The 15,051-nt window shown below is 68.5% G+C and carries 14 protein-coding genes and 1 tRNA gene; 4 read left to right on the top strand and 11 right to left on the bottom strand.

Annotated features, from left to right (window positions below; translation table 11 throughout):
- Nucleotides 1–233: 233 nt before the first annotated feature.
- Entirely contained in the window at nt 234–1,070 is an 837-nt protein-coding gene (gene rsmI / locus BST14_RS25460; protein WP_083067089.1) for a 16S rRNA (cytidine(1402)-2'-O)-methyltransferase, read from the bottom strand.
- An 82-nt stretch (nt 1,071–1,152) separates the two neighbouring features.
- On the opposite strand from rsmI, the gene BST14_RS25455 reads away from it, so the two are divergent.
- On the top strand, nt 1,153–2,691 hold the full coding sequence (locus tag BST14_RS25455; RefSeq protein ID WP_169926123.1) for a dolichyl-phosphate-mannose--protein mannosyltransferase: 1,539 nt from the start codon (nt 1,153–1,155) through the stop codon (nt 2,689–2,691).
- 76 nt (nt 2,692–2,767) lie between these two features.
- Here the strand turns inward: BST14_RS25455 and arcA are convergent, their stop codons facing one another.
- Entirely contained in the window at nt 2,768–3,979 is a 1,212-nt protein-coding gene (gene arcA / locus BST14_RS25450) for an arginine deiminase (RefSeq protein ID WP_083067087.1), read from the bottom strand.
- Nucleotides 3,980–4,072: 93 nt separating this feature from the next.
- Here arcA and BST14_RS25445 point away from each other — a divergent pair, with 93 nt between their 5' ends.
- The gene (locus tag BST14_RS25445; protein ID WP_211280818.1) at nt 4,073–4,669 is read left to right on the top strand and encodes an alpha-ketoglutarate-dependent dioxygenase AlkB; all 597 of its coding nucleotides are present in this window, start codon (nt 4,073–4,075) and stop codon (nt 4,667–4,669) included.
- A gap of 82 nt (nt 4,670–4,751) precedes the next feature.
- Here BST14_RS25445 and BST14_RS25440 read toward each other — a convergent pair whose 3' ends face one another.
- From BST14_RS25440 to BST14_RS25425, 4 genes are all read right to left on the bottom strand, one after another.
- Entirely contained in the window at nt 4,752–5,402 is a 651-nt protein-coding gene (locus BST14_RS25440) for a DUF5642 family protein (protein ID WP_083067085.1), read from the bottom strand.
- 27 nt (nt 5,403–5,429) lie between these two features.
- Nucleotides 5,430–6,119 (bottom strand): DUF5642 family protein, encoded by a 690-nt coding sequence (locus BST14_RS25435; protein WP_083067084.1) that lies wholly within the window; start codon nt 6,117–6,119, stop codon nt 5,430–5,432.
- A 67-nt stretch (nt 6,120–6,186) separates the two neighbouring features.
- The gene (gene pat, locus BST14_RS25430) at nt 6,187–7,212 is read right to left on the bottom strand and encodes an acetyltransferase Pat (protein ID WP_142279601.1); all 1,026 of its coding nucleotides are present in this window, start codon (nt 7,210–7,212) and stop codon (nt 6,187–6,189) included.
- 171 nt (nt 7,213–7,383) lie between these two features.
- On the bottom strand, nt 7,384–8,517 hold the full coding sequence (locus tag BST14_RS25425) for a M42 family metallopeptidase (protein WP_083067082.1): 1,134 nt from the start codon (nt 8,515–8,517) through the stop codon (nt 7,384–7,386).
- Nucleotides 8,518–8,715: 198 nt separating this feature from the next.
- On the opposite strand from BST14_RS25425, the gene BST14_RS25420 reads away from it, so the two are divergent.
- A complete protein-coding gene (locus BST14_RS25420; protein ID WP_083067081.1) occupies nt 8,716–9,525 on the top strand; it encodes a DUF1906 domain-containing protein in 810 nt (269 codons plus the stop codon).
- Nucleotides 9,526–9,580: 55 nt separating this feature from the next.
- Here the strand turns inward: BST14_RS25420 and BST14_RS25415 are convergent.
- From BST14_RS25415 to BST14_RS25395, 5 genes are all read right to left on the bottom strand, one after another.
- Nucleotides 9,581–9,653 (bottom strand) — tRNA-Ala (locus BST14_RS25415).
- Between the two features lie 49 nt (nt 9,654–9,702).
- Entirely contained in the window at nt 9,703–10,791 is a 1,089-nt protein-coding gene (gene sepX, locus BST14_RS25410) for a divisome protein SepX/GlpR (RefSeq protein WP_083067080.1), read from the bottom strand.
- Nucleotides 10,792–11,010: 219 nt separating this feature from the next.
- Nucleotides 11,011–11,664: a GNAT family N-acetyltransferase gene (locus BST14_RS25405; RefSeq protein WP_211280817.1), complete on the bottom strand. Its 654-nt coding sequence runs from the start codon at nt 11,662–11,664 to the stop codon at nt 11,011–11,013.
- A gap of 20 nt (nt 11,665–11,684) precedes the next feature.
- A complete protein-coding gene (glp, locus tag BST14_RS25400; protein WP_083067078.1) occupies nt 11,685–12,974 on the bottom strand; it encodes a molybdotransferase-like divisome protein Glp in 1,290 nt (429 codons plus the stop codon).
- Between the two features lie 134 nt (nt 12,975–13,108).
- The gene (locus tag BST14_RS25395; RefSeq protein WP_083067077.1) at nt 13,109–14,020 is read right to left on the bottom strand and encodes a UTP--glucose-1-phosphate uridylyltransferase; all 912 of its coding nucleotides are present in this window, start codon (nt 14,018–14,020) and stop codon (nt 13,109–13,111) included.
- 77 nt (nt 14,021–14,097) lie between these two features.
- Here BST14_RS25395 and BST14_RS25390 point away from each other — a divergent pair, with 77 nt between their 5' ends.
- Entirely contained in the window at nt 14,098–14,700 is a 603-nt protein-coding gene (locus BST14_RS25390) for a 5-formyltetrahydrofolate cyclo-ligase (protein WP_083067076.1), read from the top strand.
- Nucleotides 14,701–15,051: the final 351 nt, after the last annotated feature.

Below are 15,051 nucleotides of genomic sequence, written 5' to 3'. Positions count from 1 at the left end.
CTGCGGCACTGACCGCTTGAACCATCATCTCGAAGAATCACAAGACGACCCCGTACACCACGTCCCTGGACTTGACCACCATCGAGCGGGCATCCTGAAAGGGCCTGCCCCGCTTGCCTGTCCGAGTCGGAAGCAAATCTTCAATCAACGACCACTGAGCATCGGTGAGCAACTGAAACCGCGACATGACTCAAGCCTCGGGCACAACATCCAAAATCTTTGCCAGACACGCCCTAGTCGCGGCGGGACCGCAGCACCGCGTCGTAGAGCTGGCGCGAACGCACCCCCGGATGCATGCCGGCCACCTCGCCGCAGGCGTCCTTGATGCGCTCGCCGCCGGCGACCCGCTCCTCGACCTCGGCGACCAGCGTCACCAGGTCGGCGCGCGGGGTGGCGCCTGCGAGCACCACGGTGATTTCACCGAGCACCCCGTCGGCCGCCCAGGCCACCAGCTCGTCGAGCGAGCCGCGCACCACCTCCTCGTGCACCTTGGTCAGCTCCCGGCAGATCGCCGCCCGGCGTGCGCCGCCGAGCCGCTCGACGGCGTCCTGCAGACAAGCCGCCAACCGCCGCGGGGATTCGAAGAACACGCACGTGCGCCGCTCTTCGGCCAGTGAATCCAGCCAGCTCCGCCGCGCCGCCTTCTTGCGCGGCGCGAACCCCTCGAAGCAGAACTTCTCGGCCGGCAGACCGGACACGGCCAGCGCGGTCGTCACCGCCGACGGCCCCGGCAGGCATCGCACCGGCAGGCCGGCCTCGACGCAGGCCGTCACCAACCGGTAGCCGGGGTCGCTGATCAGCGGCATCCCGGCGTCGCTGACCACCAGCACCGTCGCGCCCGCGCGGATCGCCTCGACGATCGAGTCCACCCGGGAGCTCTCGACCTGGTCGAACATGCTGATCACCCGGCCGGCGATGCGCACCTCGAGGGCCTTGGCCAAGGTGCGCACCCGCCGGGTGTCCTCGGCGGCCACCACATCGGCCCGGGCCAAAGCGTCCAGCAGGCGAGGCGAGGCATCCGACGGCTGGCCCAGCGGGGTCGCGCCCAGCAACAGGCGGCCGGTGGTCATGACGGACAGCCTACGATCGACACCGATGACTGCCCCGCCCCGCGAATCCCCCTTGCACATCGAGGGTGCCGAGACGCGGCGCGTGGTGCCCGTCGTCAGCCCCGGGCCGCTGGTCCCGGTGGTCGACTTCGGCCCGACCGATCAGGTCCGCGGTTGGGTGGTGACCGGCGTCATCGCGGTGGCGGCGGCGATCACCCGCTTTTTGAACCTGGGCTCGCCCACCGACGGCGGCACCCCGGTCTTCGACGAGAAGCACTACGCCCCCCAGGCCTGGCAGCTGCTGCACAACCACGGCGTGGAGGACAATCCCGGGTTCGGCCTGGTCGTGCATCCGCCGGTCGGCAAGCAACTGATCGCTTTCGGCGAGGCGATCTTCGGCTACAGCGGCGTCGGCTGGCGGTTCACCGGCGCATTGCTCGGCGTGGTGATGGTGGCGCTGGTGATGCGGATCGTCCGGCGGATCAGCCGCTCGACGTTGATCGGCGCGATCGCCGGCGTGCTGGTGATCTGCGACGGCGTCAGCTTTGTCGCGTCGCGGACGGCGCTGCTCGACGGCATCCTCACCTTCTTCGTGGTCGCGGCGTTCGGCGCGCTGATCGTCGACCGCGATCAGGTTCGGCAACGGATGCACATCGCGCTGCAGGAGGGCCGCAACGCCGACACAGTGTGGGGCCCGCGGCTGGGCGTGCGGTGGTGGCGGTTCGGCGCCGGGATCCTGCTCGGATTGGCTTGCGGCACAAAGTGGTCCGGGTTGTACTTCGTGCTGTTCTTCGGGGCGATGTCGCTGGCGTTCGACGTGGCCGCGCGGCGCCAGTACCAGGTCACCCGCCCCTGGCTGGGCACCTTGCGCCGTGACCTCATCCCCACCGCCTACGCGCTGGCCGTCATCCCCGTGCTGGTGTATCTGGCCAGCTACGCACCGTGGTTCGCCTCCGAGACCGCCATCGACCGGCACGAGGTGGGCCAGACGATCGGTCCCCGCTCGGTCGTGCCGTTGCCCGACGCCATCCGATCGCTGTGGCACTACAGCGCCAAGGCATTCGAATTCCATGCGGGCCTGACGAACTCCGCGGGCAACTACCACCCGTGGGAATCGAAACCGTGGAGTTGGCCGATGTCGTTGCGGCCGGTGCTCTACGCCATCGACCAGCAGAACGTCCCCGGCTGCGGTGCCCAATCGTGCGTCAAGGCCGAGATGTTGGTGGGCACGCCGGCGATGTGGTGGCTGGCGGTGCCGGTTTTGGTTTTCGCGTTGTGGCGCATGCTGGTCCGCCGCGACTGGCGGTACGCTGCGGTGCTGGTCGGCTACTGCGCGGGCTGGTTGCCCTGGTTCGCCGACATCGATCGGCAGATGTACTTCTTCTACGCGGCGACCATGGCGCCGTTTTTGGTGATGGCCATCGCGCTGATTTGCGGCGACGTCCTCTACACCCCCGGCGCGCCGCCCCGGCGGCTGCGGCTGCAGCCGAATTCGGAGCGGCGCACGCTGGGGTTGATCGCCGTCTGCGCGTACGTGGCGCTGGTGGTGACCAACTTCGCGTGGTTGTTCCCGGTGCTCACCGGTCTGCCGATTTCGCAGCAGACATGGAACATGGAGATCTGGCTGCCCAGTTGGCGGTAGTTGTTTCTCCGCGAAACTGCAACTAGCGACGGCCCCACCCGGGAAACGCGTTGCCAGTTGCAGTTTCGCGGCGTCGTCACAGCGGGTCGCGGGCCGCGGGGCAGGACATGCAGCGGGGACCCCCGCGGCCGGTGCCCAGCTCGGACCCGGCGATGGTCAGCACCTCGATACCGGCGTCCTGCAAGCGGCTGTTGGTCTGCGCGTTGCGCTCGTAGGCGACCACCACACCGGGCGCCAGCGCCAGCGTGTTGTTGCCGTCGTCCCATTGCTCGCGTTCGGCGACAACGGGATCCAGGCCGGTGTCGATGACCCGCAGCTTGTCGATTTCCATCGCCTTGGCGGCCGCCTCCAGGAATGGGGCCTCATCGCCGATGGCGACGCCGTCGGGTGTGCGCTCAATGGTGAACGCCGACAACGAGTCGACGATGTTGGCATACATCACCACTGTGTCGGTGTCGACCATCGTGCACACCGTGTCCAGATGCATCTGGGCACGCCGCTGGGCGATCGGCACCGCCAGCACGGTGTTCGCCAGGCCGTCGTCGAACAGGCTGCGGGCCAAAGCTTCCGCACCGGCGGGGGTGGTCCGTTCCCCCACCCCGACGGCGACCACGCCGGGCGCCAGCAGCAGCACGTCACCGCCCTCGACGGGGGCGGTGCGCGATTCGTAGGCGCGGCGTACGCCGGTGAACCGCGGGTGGTGGGCGTAGATGAGATCGGTCAGCGACGCCTCGCGGGCGCGGGCGTGCAGCGCCAGCGTCGGAATCACCACCCGCCGGCCGATCCAGATCGACGAGTCGCGGGTGAATACCAGGTTGGGCAGCGGGTCGATGACGAAATCGCCGCCGTGGTGCATGCGCAGCACCAGCGAGACATCGGTCCGGGTGTCCGCCGGCAACTCGTTGAACGTCATGCCGGCCATCAGCACCTGGGCCAGCCGGGCCGGCTCGAGCCCCCGCAGGTATGCCGAGAGTTCCTGCGCCAACGGCACTCCGAGCCGTCGCGCGTCGACGGCGGCCGCGACGCCCTGCATCCGCGCGGCTCCGCTGTGCGTCAGCGCCTCGGTAAGCAGATCCGACAACAACAGCACCTCGATGCCGCGTGACCGCAACAGCGCGGCGAACTGGTCATGCTCGTCTTGCGCGCGAGCGGCCCACGGCAGGCCATCGAACAGCAGCTGGTCGACGTTGCGCGGGTTCAGCCGGAGCAGCTCTGCACCGGGGCGGTGCACGATGACCACGCGCAGCGCGCCGACCTCGGAGTTGGTGCCCAGCTCGACAACACCCACAGCTCAACCGTAGCGGCGTGAGGGCACGCCGTCCCGCCACACGCGCCCGGCGCGCCCCGCGTCATCGAACGAATGTGCGATAAACTCGATCGCGTGGAGATCGCGGTTCAAGGCTCCCTGTTCCAACACACCGAGCGCCGGCAACTGAGTGACGGCGCGTTCATCGAGATCCGCGCCGGCTGGCTGACCGACGCCGATGACCTGCTCGAGGCCTTGCTGTCGACGGTGCCGTGGCGCGAGGAGCGCCGGCACATGTACGACCGGGTGGTCGACGTGCCGCGGCTGGTGAGCTTTCACGACCTCGCCGTCGATGAGCCGCCACATCCGGAGCTGGCCCGGCTGCGCCGCCGCCTCAACGACATTTACGCCGGCGAACTCGGTGAGCCCTTCACCACGGTGGGGTTGTGCTGCTATCGCGACGGCTCGGACAGCGTCGCCTGGCATGGCGACACCATCGGCCGCAGCAGTACCGAGGACACCATGGTGGCGATCGTCAGCCTGGGCGCCACCCGCGCCTTCGCGATGCGCCGCCGCGGCGGCGGCCCGTCGCTGCGGCTGCCGCAGGCACACGGCGATCTGCTGGTGATGGGCGGATCATGCCAACGCACCTGGGAGCACGCCGTGCCCAAGACGACGGCAGCCGTGGGGCCGCGGGTGAGCATTCAGTTCCGGCCGCGCGGGGTGCGCTAGAGCGGTCGCAAGCGCGGCGAAGCCGGGCGCCGGGGGCACCTCCCGCTTGCGGGAGGCGGGCCGCCGCCATCAAGCTGAACGCTCAGGTGCGCACCGCCGACACCGCTTTGACGAGCAGGTCGCGGGCGCGCTGGGTGTCGACGGGGGCCACGGGCCGATCGGGAATCACCAGCGGGTTGGCGATGACGATCACCTGGTAGTCACCGAACGCGGCCGAATAGTCGTACAGTTCACCGGTGCGCGGGCCGCCCGGCGTCAGCGCCTGCACGACGCGATGCACGCCCAGCGTGCGGGTGCTGTCGATCTGCGGCGCCTCGACCACCTGAACGCCGCCGCGCATCTGCGGGCCGGCGAAGGTCACTTTTGCGCAATCCTTTCCGGGATCGTTGACGGGCAACGCTTTTGACGTCTCCAACGCGATCACCACGAACCGGTTGCCGCGGCCCTCGGCGGTGACCGCGGACATGTTGCCCTGCAGATCGGCCGGCATGTCCGGCCCGGCCGCCACTTTCGCGCAGTTTGCGGGGTTGAACGTCAACCCGTCGGGCAGTTTGCGGCCGGCCAGCAGCTTGGGGTCGATTCCCCGTTCGTTGATGTCGCTGACCTTGTACTCGGGTCCGAAGCTGGACTTCACGTCGACCACCTTGTTGATGTCGACCTTCGCGGGGTGGGTGGCCGATGAGCAGCCGGCCAAAACGCAGACGGCCGCGACCGCGAGCAACATCTTGGACATCGTGGCCAATCTACCCAAGCGGGAAGCTCAGCCGCGCAACGTGGACACCGTTTTGACGAGCAGATCCGCGGCGAATTGCGGTGGCAGCACCGGAAGCGCTGAGCCCGGATCCGTCGTCAGCGTGGTGAATGCGTAGTAGTTCCCCAGGTAGGCGGTGAAAGTGTAGACGCGCGAATCTGTTTCGGTGCCTGACTCGACCGATGACTTGACGTCGGCCACCATGCCGACGGTTTGCGCGCCTGCTACGTGCGGCGCGCCGGTGAGGTGCACATGCACCACGGTGTGCCCGGCGGTCTCCGACCATCGGGCGCACGCGGTGACCAGCTCGTCGGGCAGATCGACCGGTCCGGGCAAAGCCACCACCACCGCGTTGACGATGCCGCCGCTGCCTGAGCCCGACACGCCCTGCGCCGACTGGTCGCTACCGTTTCCGGGGTCGGCCAGCAAGCCACACTTGGCCGGCTTGGCTTGCAGATCGTCCCCCAGGCTCCAGATCACCCTCGGGGAGGCCGCGCTGGGGGCTCCGGTGGTCACCTCGTAACCCGGCGGCAGGTCGCGAACGACCCGTTTGATGTTGGCGGGGTTGACGGCAGCGGCGTTGCTCGGCGGCGGTTTCGCCGGGACGGCCGGCGGTTTGGGCGCGGGCGGATGAGCGCACCCGGCGACGGCCAACGCGAGCGCTGTGGTCACCGCCGGGCCAATCCCGAACGGCCGCATGAGGAGTTGATAGCACAGGACGCGGGCATACCGTCTCCCCCACGCCAGTGGTTGGACGATGTCGTTCTCAGCCGACGGCCTCGATCACCTGGCGGGCCACGCGCCTGATCTGCTCGGCCTCATCGCGGCTGAACGGCAGGTGGCGTGGGTGGGGCACGTCGATCACGGTGGTGATGACGCCGATGTCTTCGCGCCGCCAGACGGCGCCGTAGCGGTCCATGATCGCGCGCATCGGCCCGTTGTCGGAAAGCATTCGCGCCGAGAATCTTTCGATGCCGTCGACGTCGGCTGCGATGGCCAGTGCGCTGATCAGAAAGGTGCCGATGCCGCGGCCCTGATAGGCGTCGGCGACGGTGAAGGCTATCTCGGCGACCGTCGGGTCGTTTGCGTCGCGCACGAAGCGCGCGTCGGCCACCGGGTCGCTTTCGTCGGTGACCACCCACACGAAGTGATCGACGTAGTCGACCTCCGACAGGTAGTGCATCAATGCCGGGGTGGGCAGTCGCGGCGTCATGAAGCGCCGATACAGCGTGTCGCTGGAGAAATAGATGTGTCCGTGCACGGTGCGCTCGCTGTCGCCGGGCAGCACCGGGCGCAACAGGAGCAGCGTGCCGTCACGAACGCGGATCGGGATCGGCGTGATGAACGCGGCGAGACGCTGGCGCACGGTGCGCAGCAGCCGCGGCGTGAGGCCCGGGATGTGCACCATGCTGGCGAAGGCCCTGGTGTCACCGATCCAGCCGGTCAGCGGTTCGGCGGTGGTGACCGTCGCCGTGCGGGGGATGTCGCGCAGTAGGGCGATCTCGCCGACGATCATCCCCGGGGACGCCCGGTCGACGATCACGACGCCGTCGTCGCCCACGTGTTTGATCTCGGCGCTACCCGAGGAGATCAGCAGGAACGAGACGGCCTGCTCACCCTGCCGCATCAGCACCTGGCCGGGCGCGGCGCGCAGGGGCTGCAGGCGGCCCGCCAGCGGGGCAAGGTCTTCGGCGGGACATCCCTTGAAGATGTCCATGGTCGCCAGCTCGTCCACCCGGGCGCCGGTCAGTCCGGCCACCGCTACAGACCGCCGCCCGCAGCACCGCGACATTGCTCTGCGCGTCGCGGTGATGCCATGACCTGCCCGCCTGCTTGCCGTCGTCTACCGCGCCAGCCCGAAGAACCTGGCCGCGGTCGGATGTTGCCCAGGTTATGAGCAGGGTCGCTGCCCCGGCAAGGATGCGGGCAGGTCGCCGCGTTGCGCGCCACCGGTTGCCGGGTTTCAGGACTTCTTTCCGCTGGGCCCCAGCACGAAATCGACCACGATCGCGGCCATGTCGTCGATTGCGCGGCGGGCGATGACTTCGTAGCCGTGGGTGCTCAGCGTGGGCAGGCACAGCAGGCCGGCGCGCGCGGTCAGCCCGTTGGCCTTCGAGTGCGACGCGTCGGATTCGAAGGCGCCCAGCGCGGCGGCCTGTGGGGACAGCTCGCGGTCGGTGGAGATTTCGAGCAACCGGTCGGCGACGCTCTTGTCGTACACACACAGTGCGTCGCTGTAGCCGATGATCGGCCCGCCGGTGACGCTGGTGCTGTATTCGTGTTCGGTGGGGCCGACTTCGAGGGCGAGGGTGAGGTCGCCGGGCAGGGTGGCACTGGCGTAGGTGCCTCCCACCCCGCCGATCTCTTCGTTGGTGGTGAACACCAGATAAACGTCGTCGGCGGGCCGTTGTTGGCGCTCGCGCAGCGAGCGCGCGGCGTTCAAAAGGGCGGTCACCGCGGCGCGATCGTCAAGGAAATAGGCGCCGACGTAGTCCCCGATCTCGACCACCGATCTCTTGCTGCGGTCGACGCAGACGCGGGTGCCCGCGTGCACTCCCGCCGCGGTCAGCTCGTCGGTGGTGCGACCGGTGAAAACGTAGACGTGATCCCAGTCCAGCGCGCGGTCGCCCTGGTCGGGTTTGGTCTCCCAGATCCGCGAGCTCTCCTGGGTGGTGTGCTCGGAGCCGAGAGTCAGTACCGCCGTGAGGGTTTCGTTGTCGCCGAGGACAGCAACCGGACCCAGTCCGAAGTTTCCGGGATACATGGTGCCCAGCTGCGTCAAATGCAGGGTGCCATCGGGTTCTACGCGCTTGACGATCATCGACAGTTCGTCCATGTGCGCCATGACGCGTGTCGCGGTGCCCGGGATCGCCTCAGTGCGGTGACGGTGGGTGGATGCCCCGGTGTCACCGGCGGACGGGGCGGCGGCGACATAGCCGATCAGGTTGCCGGCGTCGTCGGTCCACATGTCGTCGACGACGGGTTGCAACTCGCGCGCGATGATTTCGTGTACGGCGTCCTCCTGCCCGCACGGCCCGTAGGCCAACAGAAGCTCTTGCAACAACTCGTCGGTGGAATCGCGGTCGCGGTGCGCCATCAGATCCTCTTCCTCGCGGGTTCAGGAGATCAGTACCCGCGCCGGCCTGCGACCATGCCAAGCGCCCGTCAGCCCAGCGCAAGGATCGTCGTCACCGCTTTAGCTGTGGGCTCAGGCCGGTCAACCGTAAAGACCGATTTGATATCGAATATTGCACGTTACTTCTGTAGGCAAAGCCCACAAATTTAACATCACGCGATGCAGGACTTGTCGGGAAATGTGCGCCTCCCGCGATCACGCGGTATCCCCCGGCGCGACGTATTCCGTTACGCGATCGCTTTGTCCGTGCTGCCAGGGTTATTTGCGGCCTCAGCAAATGTCACCGTCCCTGCGGCGGCCGCCGCCGCTCCCAAACTGATCGACTTCGCCATGCGCCAACTTCCAGCGGAGCAGATTCGAGCCGCCGGCTACTCGGGGGTGATCAACTACGTGTCGCTATCGCGCCCCGGCTCGTCGATGGGCGCCAAGCCGATCACCCGGCGTTACGCCGAGCAGCTGACCGCTGCCGGGCTGATGATCGTCAGCAATTACCAGTACGGCAAGCCAGGCGGGACAGCGCCATCGGACTTCAGGCGCGGCTTCGAGGGCGGCGTCGCCGATGCTCGCACCGCCTGGGCGCTGCACTCCGCGGCCGGCGGCGGCCAGAGTGCCCCGATTTTCTTCAGCATCGACGAGGATATCAACCACGACACCTGGAACAAGTTGGCACTCAAGTGGTTTCGCGGAATCAATTCGGTGCTGGGGGTGCAGCGCACCGGAGTTTACGGCGGCAGCGACGTCTGCAGATGGGCCGCCGACGACGGCGTTATCGGAAGTTCGCGCACTCCTGGCCACCGGTGGGCGTGGCAGACTCGGTCCTGGTCCCACGGCCGCATCGAGCCCTTTGCGGTTCTCTACCAACGCGTGGTAAGTACGGCGTCGAATCCAGGTCCCGTAGTTGGAGGACTCGAAGTCGACGTCAACGACGTCCTTGCCGAGGATTGCGGTCAGTGGAACCTACACCCTTGACGAGACCACTGCGGACGGCTTCCGCGTTGCGTTCGCCTGACCTGCTCAAACTCTGTGGAGCTAAGGGGAATCGAACCCCTGACCTACTCGATGCGAACGAGTCGCGCTACCAACTGCGCCATAGCCCCTGATCGCTAGCAGGCTACCAGTCGCGGCACCAACTGCCGAACTGCCGCCCTATTCGCCGACGGCGCGCGGCAGGTCCCTGGGCCAACCGAAGGTCCGCATGGCCATCGCGTAGTCCAGGTGCTCGAAGACGGGGTCCTCGTCGTCGATCTCCAAAACGACCGCGCCCGGGCGTCGCAGCCGGGACGGCACCACGTCGTAGTCGCGGTCGTAGGCGTTCTCCACCCCGAGCCGGGCCCGCGCCATCCGCTTCATCCGGCGGTGGCGCACCCTCTCCTCGATGCGGGTCTGGCGCCGCAGGTAACCCAGGTACAGCAGGGTGATCGCGGTCGCGGTGCCGCACACCCACCAGGCGCTCGGCGAGATCTTGAAGGCCGCGGTGGCCGAGCCGGCCAGCACCATCGCCATCACCATCAGGACCTTCTTGCGGAAGGCGTACTTGCGGGCGCTCACCGCGGCGGCGGTCTTGTCGTCGAACCGGCGCCGCCGCGAGGCGTTGCGCGGCAGCGGCGCCGGTGCCGGTGCCGGTGCCGGTGCCGGTGCCTCTGAGTCGGATTCGTCGGACTCGTCGCCCTCGGCGGCGGGCTCCAGACCGGACGAGTCCTCGACGTACTCGTAGCTGTCCTCGTCGGCGTCGTCGCGTTTGGCGACGGCCTCGGTGTCGACCTCGTCGTCTTGGGCGGGCTCGATGTCGGCCGTCTCGGCCTCGGCGGCAGACTCATCGGCCCCCGCCGGAAGGACATGGGAATCCTCGACGACATCGACGTCGAGGTAGTCGGGCTCGGTGGGCTCGGCGACGGCCGTTTTCATCACGACCGGGCGCCGGCGACTCAGCTCATCGCTGTCGGCGTCGTCGCCGGATTCGTGGTCGTCATCGTCGGCGAGGTCGCGCTCCTCGTCGACGTCGGTGTCGGCCGAGTCCTCCGGTGGCGTCCAGTTGGGATCGCTGCGATGTCCGGCGGCCGGGCCGCTGCGCTTGATCAGCCGGGAGCTCCCCCCGCCGTTGAGCACGCGGGTTGCCAAGGCCACGTCGCTGGTGCGCCGCACCGCGTCGCGCTTGCTCACCAGCATCGGCACCAAGACGAACAGCCATAGCACCACGAGCGATATCCACAACAATGACTGCGGGATGCTTGGCATGATGACCTGCTCTCTTCGGTGTCCATCCCCCGCGAAGCCACTGGTGGCCAACGCGGCCGGGTCGTACTGACCAGGACAATTACACACCTGTAATTTGCCTCCCACAAGCACCACGAGTCACTCGTGTCGCGCTAGTCCCAGGATGGCAACGATTCGGGCACCCGCCGAGCCGCCGCAGATCCCGGGGAGGGCGCGAGCCGGTGATCTGGCGAGAGCGGGTCATACCCAGCTGGCGTTACCGGCACGGACCAGCGTCGATACCACCGATCCGCTGACCTCTTCGACGGTGATGGCCATCAGCAGGTGATCGCGCCACGCCCTGTCGACTTCGAGGTAGCGCTGCAACAGGCCCTCCTGGCGGAAGCCCACCTTTGCCAGCACGGCCCGGCTGGCGGCGTTTTCCGGACGCACGGTGGCCTCCACCCGGTGCAACATGACCGGGCCGAAGCAGTGGTCGAGGCCGAGCGCCAACGCCGCGGTGGCCACGCCGCCGCCGGTGGCAGACCGCGGCACCCAGTACCCGATCCAAGCCGACCGCAACGCGCCGTGGGTGACGTTGCCGATGGTCAGCTGGCCGCAGAACCGACCGTCGAGTTCGATGACGTAGGGCAGCATGCGCCCCTGCCGCGCCTCGGCGCGCAGACCGGAACACAACGCCGGCCAGGCGGCCACCGCATGCCGGGACGTCCAGTCACCCTCGGAGCTGGGCTCCCACGGTTCCAAGTGCGCACGATCGGTCAACCGGATGCGGCTCCACTGCGCGCCATCGCGCAGCCGCACCGCCCGCAACCGGACGACGCCGGCCGGAACCCTAAGCGGCCCAACGCTCATCGGCCATCCTGGATGGCGGGAATTGGAGCGCAACAGGTTCACCGTGCGTGCAGTCGTTTCGCTCAGCCGCGCTGAGCCAAGAAGGCGACGTCGACGATTTCGCCGGTGCGGATCTGCTCGGCGCCACTGGGCACCACCACCAGACAGTTCGCTTCGGCGAGGGTGGCCAGCAGGTGCGACGACGCGCCGGGCGCACCCCCGAGCGCCTGCACCAGATACTCCCCGCTCTCCTGGTCACGCATCAGCTGCCCGCGCAGGAATCCCTTGCGCCCGGCCACCGACGTGATGGGCGACAGCGTGCGCGCCTGCACGATACGACGCATCGGCTGACGCTTGCCCAGCGACAACCGGATCAGCGGGCGGACCATCACTTCGAACACCACCAGTGCGCTCACCGGGTTGGCGGGCAACAGGAACGTCGGGACGCCCTCGCGGCCCAGCTGCCCGAAACCCTGGATGGATCCCGGGTGCATGGCCACCCGAACGACCTCTAACTCGCCGAGCTCGGACAGCACCTGGCGCACCGCCTCGGCAGCGGCGCCCCCAACCGCGCCGGCGATCACGATTACCTCGGCCCGGTTGACCTGGCCCTCGACGACCTCGCGCAGCTCGCGCGGGCCCCCGCCGACGATGCCGACGCGGTTGACCTCCGCACCGGCGTCGCGGGCCGCGGCCGCCAGCGCATAGGAGTTGACGTCGTAGACCTGCCCGTTGCCCGGAGTGCGCGAGATGTCGACCAGTTCGCCACCCAGCGCCATGATCGTCACCCGGGGGCGGGGGTGGACCAGCACCCGTTCGCGGCCAACCGCGGCCAGCAGCCCGACCTGCGCCGCACCAATGACCGTCCCGGAGCGCACCGCGACGTCGCCGGGCTGGACGTCGTCGCCGGCGCGGCGCACGTAAGCGCCCGACGGGGCGCCGCGCAAGATCCGCACCCGCTGCGTTCCGCCGTCGGTCCACCGCAACGGCAGGACCGCGTCGGCCAGCGTGGGCAGCGGGGCCCCGGTTTGCACGCGCACGGCCTGGCGCGGCTGCAACCGGCTGGGGGTGCGCGAGCCGGCCTCGACGGTGCCCATCACCGGCAGCACCAGGCCCTCGCGCCGGTCGTTCTCGCCGGAGTCGTCGAACGGCTCGGGAAGACTGTCGCTGCCCACCTCGCCGACGCCGAGGACATCGACGCTGCGCACCGCGTAGCCGTCAATCGCGGCCTGATCGAAACCGGGCATCGGGCGTTCGGTCACCACTTCCTCGGCACACATCAATCCCTGCGCCTCGGCGATCGCCACCCGTATCGGTCGCGGGGCCACCGCGGCCGCCGTGATCCGGGCCTGCTGATCTTCCACCGAACGCACAGCGCGCCTCTCTGCCCTCAAACCCGCCGGGCGCCGCCGCGGGCGACCCGCTCACTGCGCGGACGGGGCATCCCCGCCCGGGACCGCTGCACGTCACCGGCCCGCCGTCGTCCGCCAGCCGGGTTTCCGCCCGGCTACCGCTCGGCCAGGCCCAATCGCGCCACCAACCACTGCCGCAAATCCGGGCCGTAGTCGTCACGATCCAATGCAAAGTCAACCGCAGCCTTGAGGTAGCCGCCAGGATTTCCCAAGTCGTGTCGAGATCCGCGATGCACGACCACGTGCACGGGATGGCCCTGGGCAATCAGCAACGCGATGCCGTCGGTGAGCTGTACCTCGCCCCCCGCGCCACACTCGATGCGACGCAACGCATCAAAAATGGCCCGGTCGAGCACGTAGCGACCGGCCGCGGCGAACAGCGACGGGGCGTCCTCGGCCTTGGGCTTCTCGACCATGCCGTTGACCCTGAGCACGTCCGGGTGGTCATCGTCGGCGATCGGCTCGACGTCGAACACCCCGTAGGCACTGATCTCTTCGGGCGTCACCTCGATGGCACACAATACCGTGCCGCCGTAGTGCGCCCGCACCTTCGACATCGTCCCGAGCACACCGGTGGGCAACACCAGGTCGTCGGGCAGCAGCACCGCCACGGCGTCCTCGTCGTCGGCCAGCCGTGGCTCCACGCAGCCGATCGCGTGCCCCAGGCCCAGCGGCTCGCTCTGCACCACGGATTCCACCTTGATCAGCTGCGGCGCGCGCCGGACCTTGTCCAGCATCGCGGTCTTGCCGCGCTCCTCCAAGGTGCTCTCCAGCACCAGGTCTTCGACAAAGTGGGCGACGACGCCGTCCTTGCCCTCCGAGGTGATGATGACCAGGCGCTCGGCGCCGGCCTCGGCCGCCTCGGCGGCAACCAGCTCGATGCCCGGCGTATCGACGACCGGCAATAGCTCCTTGGGGACCGTTTTGGTCGCCGGCAAGAAGCGCGTCCCGAGACCGGCGGCGGGCACGACCGCAGTGCGTGGCACCACCACGTGTGGACTTGACATTGTTCACACGATAACCCGCATTCCGCTATGCCGAGTCGATGTGGCGGGGGGAAACGCCTGGCTGTCATGGTTGACCCATGGCGACGACGAGCAAAGCCGCGCTGCGCGACCAGCTGCTTGCCGCCCGGCGCCGCGTTGCCGACGACGTTCGCGCCGCCGAGGCCCGGCAGCTGTGCGAGCGGCTGGAAGCCTCAGAAAGCGTCGTGACCAGCGGCAGCACGGTGTGCGCCTACGTGCCGGTGGGCACCGAGCCAGGCTCGGCCGCGATGCTGGACGCGTTGCTGCGGCGCACCGGGCGGGTGCTGTTGCCGGTCGCGCGCACCACCGCAGACAACACGCCCATGCCGTTGTCGTGGGGCGAATACCGGCCCGGCACGCTGAGCACCGGGCGGTGGGGATTGCTCGAACCGCCGCAACCGTGGCTGCCGCCGGCGGTTCTGGCCGAAGCCGCGGTGGTGCTGGTGCCGGCGCTGGCCGTGGACCGTCGCGGGGTGCGGCTGGGCCGGGGCCGGGGTTTCTACGACCGCTCGCTGGGCGGCCGCGACCCGCACGCGCGGCTGATCGCGGTGATCCGCGACGCCGAACTGCTCGACGAGCTACCCGTCGATCCGCACGACGTCCCCATGACCCACGCGCTCACGCCCCGGAAAGGATTGATCGATCTCGTCGCCCGCCTGTAGGCTCCCGTTCTCCGAGTCATGATGCGCAACTTTGACCTGTGGCGATGAAGAGTTGTCCCACCCCGTGTCATACGAATTTGTCCCATTTTCGTGCATTTCCCAGACCCCGAGATCGCAGCCGCTTCTCAGGGCATGTTGGAGATGGCCTACTACGCTCGCAACCAGAAACCAGCCACCGGCTGAACGCTCACACCAGAAAGTCTCTGGACTCTCGTCTCACAAGACTCTGCACCCCACTCCGCGATGCCCGCGAATTCACCCCCGAGAAACCGACTGGCCTGACCCCGATCGGTTGATCCATGGCCTATGAGAGTCTTGCGGCCCACGACGTGGGCAGGAAGGCTCGACAAG

The organism is Mycobacterium arosiense ATCC BAA-1401 = DSM 45069 (genome assembly GCF_002086125.1).
Lineage (GTDB): Bacteria > Actinomycetota > Actinomycetes > Mycobacteriales > Mycobacteriaceae > Mycobacterium > Mycobacterium arosiense.
This window is presented reverse-complemented; position numbering and strand designations above follow the sequence as displayed.

Excerpts from the sequence above, each read along its gene's own strand:
- BST14_RS25425 (WP_083067082.1), bottom strand. The coding sequence starts at position 8,517 with ATGGCGCACCGCGACCGCGATTCCACCGACGAGTTGTTGCAAGAGCTT.
- BST14_RS25440 (WP_083067085.1), bottom strand. The coding sequence starts at position 5,402 with ATGTCCAAGATGTTGCTCGCGGTCGCGGCCGTCTGCGTTTTGGCCGGC.
- BST14_RS25390 (WP_083067076.1), top strand. The coding sequence starts at position 14,098 with ATGGCGACGACGAGCAAAGCCGCGCTGCGCGACCAGCTGCTTGCCGCC.
- rsmI (WP_083067089.1), bottom strand. The coding sequence starts at position 1,070 with ATGACCACCGGCCGCCTGTTGCTGGGCGCGACCCCGCTGGGCCAGCCG.
- pat (WP_142279601.1), bottom strand. The coding sequence starts at position 7,212 with ATGTCGCGGTGCTGCGGGCGGCGGTCTGTAGCGGTGGCCGGACTGACC.
- BST14_RS25420 (WP_083067081.1), top strand. The coding sequence starts at position 8,716 with ATGCAGGACTTGTCGGGAAATGTGCGCCTCCCGCGATCACGCGGTATC.
- BST14_RS25395 (WP_083067077.1), bottom strand. The coding sequence starts at position 14,020 with ATGTCAAGTCCACACGTGGTGGTGCCACGCACTGCGGTCGTGCCCGCC.
- BST14_RS25435 (WP_083067084.1), bottom strand. The coding sequence starts at position 6,119 with ATGCGGCCGTTCGGGATTGGCCCGGCGGTGACCACAGCGCTCGCGTTG.
- sepX (WP_083067080.1), bottom strand. The coding sequence starts at position 10,791 with ATGCCAAGCATCCCGCAGTCATTGTTGTGGATATCGCTCGTGGTGCTA.